This is a genomic window from Herpetosiphon sp. NSE202 (assembly GCF_042688385.1).
Taxonomy (GTDB): domain Bacteria; phylum Chloroflexota; class Chloroflexia; order Chloroflexales; family Herpetosiphonaceae; genus Herpetosiphon.
On the sequence record NZ_JBHUPY010000025.1, the window covers coordinates 97,634 to 113,087 of the forward strand.

Consider the following 15,454-nt stretch of genomic DNA (forward strand, 5'->3'; position numbering starts at 1 on the left):
CTCAGTGCATATCGATTTTCAGGAGGACATATGCACAACGCAATTACTTGGTTTGAGATTCCAGCTACCGATTTCTCACGCGCCGTCGGTTTTTACAGCACCATCCTCGCGCAAGATATTCGCGAAGACGATTTCATGGGCATTCCGCATGGCTTTTTCGCTGCCGATCAGCGTGGCGTAGGTGGAGCAATTGTAGCTCCTCACGATGCAACGCCCGCCAGTGGTGGCACCTTGATTTACATTAATGCTGGTCAAGAACTGGAGCAAATCGTCGCGCGGATTGCTCCAGCAGGCGGCACGGTCGTGCTCGATAAAACCCCAATCGGCCCGCAAGGCTGGATGGCAATTTTTATCGATACCGAAGGCAACCGAATTGGCTTGCACCAACCAGCCGCCAACTAAAATAGCTACGCCACGCAGGCGCGCTGAACATATCAGCGCGCCTGTATAGCTTCGATTGAATACTCCAAGCCAAAAACCCCTCGCCCGCGAATGAGCAAGAGGTTTTTGGCTTAAATCACATTTTAGGCAAATAAAATAATCGAACGTAAACTATCAAGGGTCTGCTGAATCGCCTGCGGAATAATCCCATCATTGGTAATATCGCTGACGATTGCACTAATATGTTGGTCGAGCGCTTGTTCATCGTCGTTCCAAATGTAGGGGCGTTCGTGCGATGCAGGTCGGCCAACCACTTCGCGCATGGCAGTGTAGAGTTTGGCCGTCATTGGCGAAAGCGTTTCAACTGCATTATAGTGGCCAGCAATTTTATAGGTACGTAAATCAACAGCTTGCACCCCAAAAATTAAGGCAATTGCAATATATTGTTGCAAGGTTTCGATCGTTTGGCGCGCCAAGTTGGCCGAACCAAAGCCTTGACTATTGATATTTTGATTAAATTGCTCAGCGTGGGTTGGGAAGCGATCGGCCAACGAGTTGCCCAAAAAGCCCAGCACAGGCATAATCGAGTTGCCCGAAATTTGCAAACCCTTGAGGCCCATATTGACTTTGCGGCTGGAGTTGCCGACCAACGAGGCTGGCAAGCCATTATTGAATTGTGGCGAAACCAACAAGGCAATTTGCACATCAAGGTGTTTGGCCATCAACCCCATGTAATAGCGCAATTGATCCATGCCAACGCCAATATATTGGCCGAGGAAATTGCCGCCATGATAGCTGGCTTGATCTTCGGTATTAATCAAGGGATTATCGTTGGCCGAATTAATTTCAACCCGCAAATGATGGGTAATATAGGCCATGCCATCGATAATTGGCCCCAAAAACTGCGGCAAACAGCGCAACGAATAGCGATCTTGAATCAAATCGCCTTCGCGATATTCGTGCCGACCATCAAGTTCATCGCGCGATAACACCGAGCCATCGAGAATTTGCAACATATGGTCGGCGGCCCAAACTTGGCCAGTATGGGCTTTGTGGGCATGAATAAATGGGTGGAACGATTGATTGGTGCCTTGCAAACCTTGAATCATCAAACCATGAATATTCAAGGCCAAGCCCAGCAAGTTGCGCGCATCGTGCAACACATTGGAGGCAATCCCAGTCATCACCGAAGTGCCATTCATCATTGCCAAACCTTCTTTGGGCAACAATTGCATGCGCGGCAAATTGAGGCGTTCCAAGGCCGAGATACAATCCATTTCCTCGCCATCAAAATCGACCCGAAACGCTGCATCAGTGCCAAGCAAGGCCCCTGTAATGCTGATCAATGGCACCAGATCGCCGCTCGCGCCAATTGAGCCAAATTCACGCACATGTGGCGTAACATTGGCATTTAAAAAGGTCATCATGCGTTGAATAATTTCCAGCCGAATGCCCGAAACCCCGCGCATATGCGAATTGGCGCGCAGCAACATGGCAGCCCGCACATCGGCCAAGGGCAATAATTTGCCAGCGCCAGTTTTGTGATACCAAATTGCGTTATTCTGCAAATCGGCGGCTTCTTCTGGTGAAATAACTACATCGGCCATGCCCCCAAATCCAGTCGTCACGCCATACACTGGCTTGCTCGCTTTGACTGCATCATTAATATAGGCACACGAGGCAGTAATCCGGTTCACAATATCAGGATGATCGCTGAGGCCCACGGTTGCATGATGGCGGGCTACTCGAACAACATCCTCAATGGTTAGGCCTGCTCCTGTTAGGGTTACTTGATTGCGCATAGGGTTCTCCGACGATGAATTGGTTGATAGTCGCTCTAACATTGTCCTAAACCTTTCGAACCTAGGCTCCTGCCTCGTTGCGTAAGAGCCGCTTTAACACTTTGCCGGTCGGGTTTTTGGGAATTGAATCAACAACCTTAATTGCGGTGGGCACTTTGAAACTCGCCATGTGCTTGCGACAAAAGGCGATAATTTCTTGAATTGTGCACTGCTGATTTGGTTTGAAGACCACTTGGGCCTCAACTCGTTCACCAGTGATGGCATCAGCAACCCCATAGACAGCAACTTCCGCAATCTCTGGGATTTGGAAAATGACATTTTCAACTTCAGCGGGATAAACTTTAAGCCCAGCAACATTGATCATATCTTTCAAGCGATCGACGATGAAGAGATAGCCATGCTGGTCTTTTTTGCCCAAGTCGCCAGTATGAAACCAGCCATTGCGAATCGCTTGCTCGGTTGCAGCTGGATTATTCCAATAGCCGAGCATGACGTTCGGGCCACGGATAATAATTTCGCCAACCTGATCAGGCAGCACTTCGACATCTGTTTCAAGATCGACGATTTTTATGTCAACATTCTCGATTGGCGTACCAACCGAGCCTAATTGATAGCGAGAACTATGATTGTAGGCAGCAAATGGGGAGGTTTCGGTTAAGCCATAGCCTTCATAAATTGGCAGCTTATATTTTGCCTGCCAACGCTGAGCAATTTCGACTGGCAAAATTGCTGCGCCAGAGAAGAAATAACGTACAGGCCGCAATTGCTCAGGCTCAGTTTTATTCAGTAAGAGCAAATAGATGGTTGGTACGCCAAAAAACATCGTCACCTGATCGGCTTGAATTGAACGAATAACCAAATCGAGGTTGAAACTACGGTGCAACACAATCGTTGCGCCTGCATTCAGCGCACTATTAAAAATTGCATTTTGGCCAAAACAGTGAAAGAGTGGTACGCATAATAATAATCTATCAGTAGATCGCATATCACAATAGCGATTTTTGGCCTGCATATTCGAAATAATATTGTTATGCGAAAGCGTTACGCCCTTGGGAAAACCAGTCGTTCCCGATGAATAGACAATTGCAGCTGGATCGTGCGCTTGCATCGTTCGTGCTTGATAGTGATTTGAGGATTGCTGCATCAGGCCAGCGAAACTATCAGCCGAATTAGCATCGCCAGTAACCAATACATGTTTGAGGCTTGGGCAAGCGTCAATTGGAATCAGGCGGGCTAATTCAGGCGTTGTAATAATCGCTGTGGCTTGGCTATCGTTAACAATAAATTGAATCTCTGCGCTCTGAAGTTGCACATTCAGCGAAACGGCAATCGCCCCCAGTTTAATAATTCCAAGGTAGCCAAACATAAACTCGGGAATATTGGGCAAGAATAACGCTACTCGCTGACCAACCTGAATCCCAAGCTCGCTCAAGCCATTTGCCACTTGGTTGGCCAATTGGTCAAGTTCTTGGTAGCTATAACGGCTATTTTCAAAGATCAGGGCGATGTTATTGGGCGTTTGGCGTTGCGCTTTTTCAAGATGCTGGGCAATATTCATCTGCTGTATGCTTCCCTTATAGCGTTATGGTTGGGCGGAGCCAACCTTCAAATGGAGTTGCAAGGCACGGCATAGGAGGCTCTTGATCGTGGTGGCAGCATGCCACAGCCTTTCAGAACCTCACGAGCGGTGAACTCAAATGACAGTGAATATCTCGCGCCGGTTGGGTGAGCCAACCTTGCTGCTGGCAAGGGTTACGAGGCAACCGTGCGGCTATTGGGTAATTTGCTTTGAATCAGTTCAAGCGCAGGCATCGAAGCTTCCAGCGCACGAAATTCTGCGCCCATTTCCGTGACCCGTTGCTTGAAACTGGGGTTTTGAATGACATCGGTGAGCATTGTTGCGAGGCTTTGGGCCGACACTTTCGCCATTGCGCCCATCAAGCCCAGCCCATGGTAGACAACCCGCGCAGCATAACCCGGTTGATCGCGATTACCAGGAAAAACCAGCATCGGCAGGTTGAAATACAAACATTCCTTGACTGCGCCAACCCCACCGTGAGTAATCATCACGCTAGCGCGCGGCAGAATTTGCTCCACTGAAGCCCATTGCAGCAGCTGAACATTCGCTGGCACATCGTGAAATTCGTGGGCTTGAAATTTTGAACCAAGCGCCATAATCAACTGCCACTCGGGATGCTCGCGCAAGGTATCGATGACGGTTTGAAAAAAGCGCCGGCTCTGCTTGTAGATATGGCTTTGGCTGCCTAAGGTGCAGAAAATCAGCGGTTTGCTTGGGTCAATCTGCGACCAATCAAAGGCTGCTTCTTGGCGATCAAGATCGATCGATGCTTCGCAGTAGAAAATACCTTGCTCAACATTTGGTCGTGGAAAATCAAAGGCCTGGGGACAAAGCACAATTTCTGGAATCTCCAGCTGTGGTCGCAGCCGTGGAAACAAGGCGGCTGGAACAATCAGATCGGCTGGGAAGCCAAAATGGGTCGCAACCTTGGTCAGCTCTTTTTGGAAATTAAAGCCCACCAAGAGATTGGTTATTTTGACCGCAATTCCACTAAATTTCCAGGCCATGCTGGCCTTGGAAGGCGAGGCTGGGGTTGCATCGGGAATAATATTGGTCACAACTGGCGGATAATTGGCTGCTTGCGGCAAGTTAATATTAATGCTCAAACTCACCACTGCAATCCCCATATTCCGAACCATCAAGCTTAGCGGAGCCATAAAGCCGTCGATAAGACAGAGATCAGCGCCAACTTCAAGCAAACTGGCTTTGATCGGGTTTTGCGGTTCAAGCACCGTTTGGCATAAGGCCCGATAAAATGGCGTGTGTGAAACCTCTCGCAAGAAGCTTCTGCCGCTGGTTGTGGCAATTCGTTCAATTTGTTGCGCCCGAAAGCCGAGCGGAAATTCTTCTGGCAATAAGGCCAAATAGTCAAAGCCTTGGCTGCGAACATAGGCCTCAAAATCGGCCAGCGCCAAATAATACACTTGGTGGCCTTGGGCCTTTAAGTGTTTGCCAAGCTTAAAACTGGGAATAAGATGGCCTTCTTCGGGAAACATACTGATTACAATTGTCGCCATTCAAACATGCTCCATAGGTAGCGATTGTATGCGTTGCGATTCCCTCACCCCTAGCCCATGCGCGGGCAAGGAGCTTTTTGGTTAAGATCCCCTCACCCCAACCCCTCTCCCGTGGCGCGGGCGAGGGGCTTTACCTTTATGCTTCCCCCGCAATTCCTTGACGAAAAATGGTCGGTTCCCCCTCGCCCGCGTTCCGTGGGAGCGGGGGGCAGCTTACAAGGGTAGGTGTTAAGATCCCCTCACCCCAACCCCTCTCCCGTGGCGCGGGCGAGGGGCTTTAACCGCGTGGTTCTCTCCCAATTCCTTGGCGAACCACGGATGCTCCCCCTCGCCCGCATTCAGTGGGAGAGGGGGTCGGGGGGTGAGGGGATCAATCGTGCTAGGCAACTCCTTGGCGGAACGAACGCACAGCCCAGAAAACACCCAAAAATGCTAAGACACCCATCACCACAAAGCCTTGCCAAACCGCCGGATTGCTAAACTGGCCAATGAATAAGGCCCGTGAGGCATCAACCGCATAGGCAAATGGATTAACACCCGCCACATTTTGAATCCAGTTTGGGGCTAAAGTAAGCGGCAAGGTAATGCCCGAGAGCAATAAAATTGGCAAAATCAAAAAGTTGAGCACCGAAGCCACCGCATTTTCATCTTGCAAAATGAGCGCGACAGCATAGGAGCACGACGAAACCAGCAAACCAAGCAGCACCACAATCAGCATTGACAGCGCAACCCCAGCAGGATCAGCGCGCAGACCCATGAGCCATGCCACGCCAACCAGCACCGCAGCTTGCAGCAGCAACATCACCACATCGCGCAGCAAACGCCCAAGCACCAAGGCCAAACGACTCAGCGGCGTAACCCGCATGCGTTCCAAAACGCCAGCGCGCAGCTCAGCAATAAAGCCAAACACCACGAACAATGCACCAGTAATGCCCAACATCACTAGCAAACCAGGCGTAAACACGCCAATTGCGCCGCCCTCGGGAAAGCCCTCGGTATTGGCGATTGGCTCTAGCAACGGGGCAAAGAGTAGCAGTTGCACAATTGGCTGAAAAAGGCCGACAATAACCATCACTGGGTTGCGCATGGTCATGGTGAAATAATGCTTAAACAGCAACCATGTATCACGGAGCGATTGCATTGAATATCCTCTTAGTTGGCAGACTCGCGTAATGAACGACCAGTTTGCTTAAGAAATACATCATCAAGCGATGGGCGCGAAAGCTCGACCGTTTGCACATGCACATTGGCATCATCAATCAGTCGGAGAATCTTCGGCAGTGCCTCTGCGCCTCGATCAACAACCAAGCGAATTGCTTGCTCATCGTATTCGAGCGAGTGGATATAGCTCTGTTCTTGTAACAGCGCTTGAACCTGCTGGCCAGTTTCGGGCTGAAATTGCAAGCCAAGCGTGATTGTATCGCCAACAATCTGGCGTTTGAGCGCATCGGGCGTGCCTTCAACCACAATCCGCCCATCATCGATAATTGCTAACCGCTGACACAGTGCATCGGCTTCATCGAGATAATGGGTAGTCATAAAAACGGTTGTGCCTTCAGCGTTCAGCCGCCGCACCTCCGTCCACAACCAAGCCCGACTTTGCGGGTCAAGCGCGGCAGTTGGTTCGTCGAGCAATAACAATTTTGGCTTATGGACCATGCCCAGCGCCAAATCGAGGCGGCGGCGTTGGCCACCGGAGTAACTGCTGCTTGGGCGATCGGCAATTTGCTCAAGATCAAGCGCCGCAAGTAGCTCTTTGGCCCGTGCCACCGCATCGGGCAAGCTCAGGCCATAAAAACGACCTTGCAAGATTAAATTTTCTCGCGCCGTCGATGCGCCTTCAGCGCCCCCAGCTTGGCTCACATAGCCAATTTTTTCGCGAACTTGGCGCGAATTGGTAAAAAGATCAATGCCAGCAATGGTTGCTTGGCCACTGCTCGGTTTAAGCAACGTGGTTAGCATGCGCATGGTTGTGGTTTTGCCAGCCCCATTCGGCCCGAGAAATCCAAAAATCTCGCCTGCTTGAACACTCATCGTTACGCCTTTGACGGCTTCGACTAAGCGTCCGCGCACGCGAAAACTTTTGGCCAATTCCTTGGTTTCAAGAATAATCATCAAGCTGCTCCGTTGAGGTTCAGGTGGGATAGCCAGTTTTCTGCATTGGAAGCCTCGACCGCCTGCTGGATATGTTGCCTGAGCAACCAAACAACGACGAGGAATTGGCGGCGAACCTGCGGCAAAATCAAGCCAGCTGGTTCGCCCAACGATGTGGATCAGGGTTGCAAGTACGCCAAAGCTAGAATGTTGCAATGAATGGCGCGTAGGATAAGCGCTGGGAGCATTTCCAGCATTTGAGCATGAGAAATAGCTGCAAAGCGCCGCGACTACTCAGCTTTATTGGCATTAACTCGCCGCACAATCTGCATAATTACGGTGCTCACAATGCCTGCGCCCAACGAAGCCAAACCAGCTTTACGGGTTTGACCGCTTGAGCGTAAGAGCCGCACTAGCATTTGAGTGCTCAACACACCCAAGCCAGTTGCCGCCAAAACATCGCTTTGGGAGTGCACACTCAGCCGGTCGCGGTCGGTCGCGAGTGAGGCCAAAAAGACCCCAAGCAGACAATAGGAAGAACCAGACATGTTGATGAGCACTGTGTCGTTGTCTGCTTGAGGCGCAGTAACCAGCAATGGCACAAAAATGCCCAGCCGCACTGCCGAAAACGCTAAGCTGAATGATTGAAAACGGGTGGTTGCTGTGCCCAAAATCCCCATTGCAGCACTCTCGCGCAAGGCTTGGGCAAAACTGGGGTGAACCAAGCTATAGGTCAGAATCCGCCAAACTTGGCCCGCATTAACCTGCGATTTTTGAAACGCACCCCAAGCAACCTGGGCTTGCGGATTGGCGACATCATCGCCAGATTTAACTGCGTTGAGCAAGGCACTCAGGCCACTCAAGCCATATAACACGGCAACTTTGGCCACACTATCGGTTACAGGAACCAACAATGTGCCAACGCTCAGCGAATCAGCATCGGCGCTTGCTGTTGGCGAACGAGGTTCAAGGGTTGCATGTTCAATCAACGTCATGATCTGTTTGGTGGCCTGCAAACCCAGCCCGATGATGCGGAATCGTTCAAAAATATTCATGCTGTCGTTGTTACTCCTCAATTGATTGGCTAGCTAACCCAGCTAACATCCTCAATCTACTTGCTTGCCCAGTGACCCTCGCCATGGTCAGCATGTGTTTGGTATCACCACCGAAGCTGAGAAAATAACGTAGTTCTGCGACGCAGCTTTGGCTGATAACACTGGTATCCGGCAGCTGATAGCCCTAAAATAGTGCGCTGGCTGATTAAACTATACGATGTTAGCTTAATTAATTGAGATTGAATCGATTAAACTATACGATGTTAGCTTAATTAATTTGGAGCGTTTGGAGAATCTGCTTATGACCATTTTTGCAATTAATTCTCACAAATAGCACCAAAATTAATGAGTCTTAGGGCTGATTTATGCTGATGCATATAGGTCAACAAATTAATCTTAAAATTAACGAATCTTAGCACACAGCGGGGATAATAACCTAAGAAAATAAATTATGCAAGAGCCAAGAATCGGCTGCATAATTCGATCACTAGTAAATAGCAAGCCTGCCTAGATATATTTAATTCGCCTTGACAATGCTAATATGCTTTAACTATAATAGCTGCGCTATAAGCCATTTGAGCTAAAATTGTTGATCGAGCGAGATTTTTGGTTAATGTCTTAACTGCATGTTAACTCGATTTAACAAATAAAATAGCTCAATTCTACTGCTTCATAGCAAGCTCTGCTGTTTTCCTTTTACAATGTAAATGTATATAGATGAATGCTATTTAGCAATCTTGCCCAAATTATTGTGGTATTTTATTTGGGTATTTTGCACAATAGAATGCATCTGAATAGCTTTACACTATTAGATTATTGAGTAATATCATTACCAAATGCTCGATAACTTATCAATTTTAAGTATTTTTATCCATCAATTAATGATTTCTGTAATTATAGCGACATAGATTCCTAATTTAATAATTTTGAATGTATATTCGCTATCTTTCATAATTTTAATATATTCAATTATTTACGATCAAAACTTTATTGATAGCAATATTATTGTTATCATTAGGATATTTTGGTCAATAAATCAAAAAATTCAATCATTACGGGCTAATGATTGAAGGTTAACAGCTCAATACCTATAACGATCTCAATCTGATGTACCTTCCAGTATCTAGATGCTCACGCTGTAGCATTAAACCTTGCTGTGCAACACGACATACAAAGGAATCCTATGAACAACCTACCAGCTGGAACTGATAACATCAAGCCTGAAGTACCCGAACCAACCGCCGAAATTCTAACCGCGTGGTTGATTAATCATTTCTGCACTTATTTAAATGTTGCCCCCGCTGAGATTGATGTGCGCTTGCCGTTTGCGCACTATCAAATCGATTCACTCCAAGCGCTTAGTTTAATCAGCAAGCTTGAAGAACTGCTTGGACGCTCACTTTCACCAACAATGCTCTGGGATTATCCAAGCATCGAGACACTTGTGCCAGCATTGCTTGGATCGGAGCAAGCAGCGCCAATAAACTCAGCAGAGCCGCAGCATAACGAGCAAGCCATTGCCATTATTGGCATGAGTTGCCGTTTCCCCGGGGCCAACAATTTGGCCGATTATTGGGATTTACTGGTCAACGGGCGTGATGCAATTACGGAAATTCCTACTGAACGTTGGAATTTAGAGGCGGTGTATAACCCCGATCGTAGCGTCCCAGGGACGATGTATACCCGTTGGGGTGGCTTTGTTGATCAGCCTGAGTATTTCGATGCAGGCTTTTTTGGCATCTCGCCGCGCGAGGCAATCCACCTTGATCCCCAACAACGCATGCTGCTCGAATGTACCTGGGAAGCCTTCGAGGATGCGGGCCAATCGCCGCAAGCGCTGGCTGGCAGCCGCACTGGGGTTTTTATTGCCTCAATCAGCGAAGATTATGGCCGCATTTTATTCAGCCATCCTGAGATTATCGATGCCTATACTGGGCCAGGCACGTCGCACAGCATTTTGGCCAATCGGCTCTCGTATGTGCTGAATTTGCAAGGCCCAAGCGTTAGTATCAACACCGCCTGCTCTGGTTCGTTGGTGGCGATTCATATGGCTTGTCAGGCATTAGAGTCTGGCGAGGCAGATTTGGTAGTGGCTGGTGGGGTTAATGCAAGTTTTTTGCCTGATGGCAACTTATTTTTCTCCAAGGCTGGGGCATTATCGCCTGATGGCCGCTGTAAAACCTTCGATGCTCGCGCCAATGGCATTGTACGCAGCGATGGTGCAGGCATTATTATCCTCAAGCCATTGCACAAAGCCTTGGCCGATGGCAACCCAGTTTATGCGGTTATTCGGGGCAGCGCGGTGAACAGCGATGGCCGTACCAACGGCATTATGGCTCCCAATCGCCAATCGCAAGAGGTCGTGCTGCAAGAAGCCTATCGCCGCGCTGGGGTTAATCCTGCAAGCGTTCAGTACATCGAAGCCCATGGCACGGGTACAAGCCTCGGCGATGTAATCGAAGCCCAAGCCCTTGGCGCAGTCTTAGCAGTTGGGCGCGCCGAACAGCAACCATGTGTGATTGGCTCGGTCAAAACCAACATTGGCCACACCGAATCGGCAGCAGGCATTGCTGGGGTAATCAAGGTGGCGTTGGCAATGAAGCATCGCATCTTGCCAGCAAGTTTACACTTTGAAACGCCCAATCCGATGATTCCGTTTGCTGAGTTGCGCTTGCAGGTGCAAAGTGAATTGGGGCCATGGCCAAGCTCGGCTGGCCCATTATTGGCTGGCGTAAGCGGCTTTGGCTTTGGCGGCACAAACGCCCATGTGGTGCTCGAATCGGCTCCAGCAGTTGAAGCTCCAGCAGCAAATAGCACTGAAGCATGGCCCTTGCTCTTGCCCTTATCGACCCAAAGCGAGCCAGCCTTACGTCAACTTGCCGCCCGTTATGCAGCCCAGCTTGCTGCAAGCAGCGCGAGTGAAGCTAGCGCTATTTGCTATAGTGCTAGCGTTGGCCGCAGCCAGCTCGATTATCGGCTGGCAGCGAGTGCTACGAGCCAAAACTTGCTGATCGAGCAACTCAATGATTATGCCGAAGGCCGAACTGCCAGCGGCATAATCACCCAAGACCGCTCACAGAGCCAAGCGCATAAATTGGTGTGGGTATTTTCGGGTCAAGGCTCGCATTGGCTGGGCATGGGCCGTGGGCTGCTTGAGCAGCAACCAGTCTTTCGCCAAACGCTCGAAGCCTGCGACCGCTGTTTTAGCAACTATGCAGATTGGTCGTTGATTGAAGCACTGCTTGATGACCAGATTGGCGAGCAGATTAACCAGACCGATCGGGCGCAGCCGCTTATTTTTGCCCTGCAAGTGAGCCTCGCAGCCCTTTGGCGCGCTTGGGGCATCACGCCGGCGGCAATTGTTGGCCATAGTTTGGGTGAAATCGCCGCCGCCCATGTCAGCGGAGTGCTGACCCTCGATGAAGCGGTGCAAGTGGTCTATCATCGTAGCCGATTGATGAAACAGGTTGCTGGCAAGGGCAAAACTGCTGCGGTTGAGCTGACCTTTGAACAAGCCCGTTTGCTCTTGGCTGGCCGTGAGCAACAGGTGGCGATTGCTGGCATCAATAGCCCAACCTCGTGCATTTTGGCTGGTGATCCAACCATTTTGGAGCAATTAGTTGCTTCGCTGCAACACAACGATGTTTTTGCTCGCTTGGTTCGTGGGGTCGATATTGCCTTCCATAGCCCGCATATGGAGCCATTAGTGCCCCAATTGAATGCGGCACTGGCCGAACTTAAGCCCCAAGCGCCAACGATTCCCTTGGTTTCAACCGTCACTGGCGATTTTGTTGAGCAAACGCTCTACAGCGATGGATATTGGGGCCGCAATCTGCGCGAACCATTCTTGTTTGCCAACGCCATGAAAAGCCTGCTCGACAAGGGCTACGATACATTTTTGGAAATCAGCCCACACCCAGTTTTAGGCGAATCGATGCTGCGCAGCATCCAACACTATAAGCAGACAGCCCAGGTATTTAGCTCATTACGCCGCGAGCAAGCCGAATTGGGCCTGTTGTTCGAGACCCTTGGCCGTTTGTATGTTGCTGGCTACGCACCCGATTGGCAGCAGATTTATCCCAATTCACGCCAACGCAGCGCATTGCCGCACTATCCTTGGCAACGTGAGCGCTATTGGTTTGATCAGCTGTTGCCAGCAGCAACCAGCCAAGCAACAGCCCGTGGCGGATTTGTGCCAGCCCTTTTATCGGGCAAAGTTCAGCCAGCAGCAAGCAATCAACACCCGTTGCTCGGCATTTCAATCGCTTCGGCTTTGAATAACGAACAGTTCTGGCAAACGAGTGTGACTACCAACTATCCAGCTTATTTGGCTGATCACGTGGTTCAAGAGCAAGTTTTGTTGCCTGGCGCAGCCTATGTTGAGATGATTGTTGCGGCCTTGCGTAGCCGTGGCCAACAAACCGTCACGCTCAATAACCTCGTTTTCAAGCAACCATTGATCATCCCTGAGCAAGGCCAACGCACAATTCAGCTGATTTGCACTGCTGAAGAAAGCCATAGTTTCAGCTTCCAAATTTTGAGCCAAGCAGCCGATCAAGCGAGCCAATGGGAATTACATGCCACTGCGACAGCGCTTGATACCAGTGCCGTTGCCAGCCATTCAACCTATCTTGCGCTTGATGAATTGCAAGCGCGCTGCCCCGAAACGATTGCTATTAGCGCGCATTATGCACGCATGCAACAGGTTCAATTGGAATACGGGCCAGCCTTCCAATCATTAACTAGCATTTGGCGCGGCCAAAATGAAGCCTTGGCCAAACTCCAACTTGCCAGCGCAATTGGGCAACTCGAAACCTATGATCAGCTGCATCCGGCCTTGCTTGATGCGACCTTCCAATTGGTTGCGGTCATTCTTGACCAACACACCAATGGTCAGACCTACCTGCCAATTGCGATTGAACGGCTGAATGTGCTTGATCGGATTCCAGCTGAGGCTTGGTGTCACGCGGTTTTGCGGTCTGCGCCCGCCGATGAAACTCTGATGTATGAAGCTGATTTGATCATTGCTGATGCTCAAGGCCGCGTGGTCGTCGAAATTGCTGGCTTACGGCTGTTTCAAGTGGCCGCCCGCACGACTGCCAAAGCGCCGCAAGGCTTGTATGATTATGGTTGGCAAGCAAGCACGACCCAAACGGTCGAGCTGCCAGCAGAGCGCTGGCTGATTTTGGCCAATGCTAACGATCAGCTTGCCAAGCAATTGAGCAGCAACCTGGCAGGCCATGGCCAACAAGTCGATTGCCTCGAACAATCAAGCGAAGCAAGCGATCTGCGCGATTGGCTCACAACCCAATTGCAGGCAAAGTATCAACACATCGTCTGTTTATGGCCGCTCGGCGCAAGCAATGATCAAGCTCCAGCAGCCGCAATTCATCAAAGTAGCGCGATGTTGACCTTGCTGCAAACCATCAGCGACCCAAATCGGGCAAACTCACGCTTGTGGTGTGTTACGCGCGGTGGCCAAGCAGTCAGCAACGAGGTTGTGAATCTGGCTCAAGCACCACTGTGGGGCTTGTTGCGTAGCGCCGCCTTGGAACACCCCGAACTCAGCCCAACCTTGGTCGACCTTGATCCAAACCAGCACGCTAATGAAGCAAGCCTGCTAGCAGGCATCTTGCTTCAGCGCTCGAATGAGCATCAACAAGCGCTGCGCAACCAACAAGTGCTGGTGGCGCGCTTGCAAAAACGCCAAGCGCCAGCCAAACCAAGCCCCATTAGCTTAACCAGCGACGCAGCCTATCTGATCACTGGCGGTAGTGGTGGTTTGGGCCTGGAAATCGCCCATTGGATGCTCGCCAAGGGTGCGCGCAATTTGATCATTCTTGGTCGCCGCCCATTGCAGCCCGCCAATGCTTCCCAGCAAGGCTTGTCGGATCAGCGCTCGCAACTGCTCAATGCCCTGCATGATTTAGAGCAGGCTGGCGCGAATGTTCACTATGCAGCGATTAACGTCGCCGATCAGGCAGCATTAGCTGAATTTTTGCAGCACTATCGGGCCGAAACTGGCTTAGCAATTCGCGGGATCGTCCATGCAGCGGGCATACTTGACGATCAAATGCTTTATCGCATGGAGCCAAGCGCGCTAACGAGTGTGTTTGCGCCCAAGGTTGCTGGCGCATGGGCGCTGCACGAGGTTTTCAGCGCTGAGCCACTTGATTTTATGATCTTCTGTTCATCGCTGGCGGCAAGCCTTGGCTCGGTTGGCCAAGCCCACTATGCTGCGGCAAATAGCTTTATGGATAGCCTCGCAGCCTATCGCCGCAGTCAAGGCCTCGCTGGGCTGAGCATTAATTGGGGGCCATGGGCCAGCGTGGGGATGGCCGCGCGGCTCAATCCACAAATTTTCGAAGCCCATGGCGTGCAGTTGCTTGAACCAAGCCAAGCCTTAGTTGCCATGGAGCAGCTGCTCAGCGATCAGGCAATTCAGACGACCATCGCCGAGATCGATTGGGCAACCTGGCTCAGAACCAATCCGGTGGTGGCAGCGTTGCCCTTCTTTGCGGCGCTTATGCCCCAAACGAGCGTTGAGCAAGCAGCGAGCACCGCCAACCACGAGCATGAATTTCGTCGCTTGCTGCAACAAACCGACCCAAGCGAACGCCAAGCCTTGATAACCAAGCAACTCAAACAATTAATTGCCAAAGTGATGCAGCTTGACCCAGCAAAATTGGCGAGTCAACTCCCGCTGCATACGCTTGGCCTCGATTCGATTATGGCCATTGAACTCAAGACTAGCATCAGCCAGCAACTTGGCGTAACCTTGTCGGTTGCCTATCTGATTCAAGGCCCGAGCATTGATGAAATTGGGGCGAACGTCAATCAACACCTAGCCCTCGAACTATCATCGGAGCTGTTTGCTTCGCCTGAAAGTCGCGATGATGCACTTCAAGCGCTGCTTGACCAAGTCCAGCAAAGCGATCACGACCAGATCGCCCAAATACTTGCTGAATTAGAACAACTTTCCACTGATGAGGCTCAATCTCGTCTGGTTGGCTGAGGTATGGAGAT

8 protein-coding genes are annotated in these 15,454 nt (G+C 50.4%); 2 read left to right on the forward strand and 6 right to left on the reverse strand.

Annotated features, from left to right (window positions below):
- Positions 1–30 precede the first annotated feature (30 nt).
- Positions 31–402 carry a VOC family protein gene (locus tag ACFMKP_RS23030; RefSeq protein ID WP_382295694.1) on the forward strand — a complete coding sequence of 124 codons (372 nt, stop codon included), beginning with the start codon at positions 31–33 and terminating at the stop codon, positions 400–402.
- A gap of 122 nt (positions 403–524) precedes the next feature.
- Here the strand turns inward: ACFMKP_RS23030 and hutH are convergent, their stop codons facing one another.
- The 6 genes from hutH to ACFMKP_RS23060 form a co-directional block, all read right to left on the reverse strand.
- Positions 525–2,183 (reverse strand): histidine ammonia-lyase, encoded by a 1,659-nt coding sequence (hutH, locus tag ACFMKP_RS23035; protein ID WP_382295696.1) that lies wholly within the window; start codon positions 2,181–2,183, stop codon positions 525–527.
- A gap of 61 nt (positions 2,184–2,244) precedes the next feature.
- Positions 2,245–3,741, reverse strand: coding sequence for a class I adenylate-forming enzyme family protein (locus ACFMKP_RS23040; RefSeq protein WP_382295699.1), 1,497 nt, complete (start codon positions 3,739–3,741; stop codon positions 2,245–2,247).
- Positions 3,742–3,935: 194 nt separating this feature from the next.
- Positions 3,936–5,279 carry a glycosyltransferase gene (locus ACFMKP_RS23045; RefSeq protein WP_382295702.1) on the reverse strand — a complete coding sequence of 448 codons (1,344 nt, stop codon included), beginning with the start codon at positions 5,277–5,279 and terminating at the stop codon, positions 3,936–3,938.
- Positions 5,280–5,658: 379 nt separating this feature from the next.
- Positions 5,659–6,420: an ABC transporter permease gene (locus ACFMKP_RS23050; protein ID WP_204755141.1), complete on the reverse strand. Its 762-nt coding sequence runs from the start codon at positions 6,418–6,420 to the stop codon at positions 5,659–5,661.
- 11 nt (positions 6,421–6,431) lie between these two features.
- Entirely contained in the window at positions 6,432–7,394 is a 963-nt protein-coding gene (locus ACFMKP_RS23055) for an ATP-binding cassette domain-containing protein (RefSeq protein WP_382295705.1), read from the reverse strand.
- 269 nt (positions 7,395–7,663) lie between these two features.
- The gene (locus ACFMKP_RS23060; protein WP_382295708.1) at positions 7,664–8,428 is read right to left on the reverse strand and encodes a hypothetical protein; all 765 of its coding nucleotides are present in this window, start codon (positions 8,426–8,428) and stop codon (positions 7,664–7,666) included.
- A 1,183-nt stretch (positions 8,429–9,611) separates the two neighbouring features.
- Between ACFMKP_RS23060 and ACFMKP_RS23065 the strand changes: the two genes are divergently transcribed.
- Positions 9,612–15,443 (forward strand): SDR family NAD(P)-dependent oxidoreductase, encoded by a 5,832-nt coding sequence (locus tag ACFMKP_RS23065; RefSeq protein ID WP_382295711.1) that lies wholly within the window; start codon positions 9,612–9,614, stop codon positions 15,441–15,443.
- Positions 15,444–15,454 lie beyond the last annotated feature (11 nt).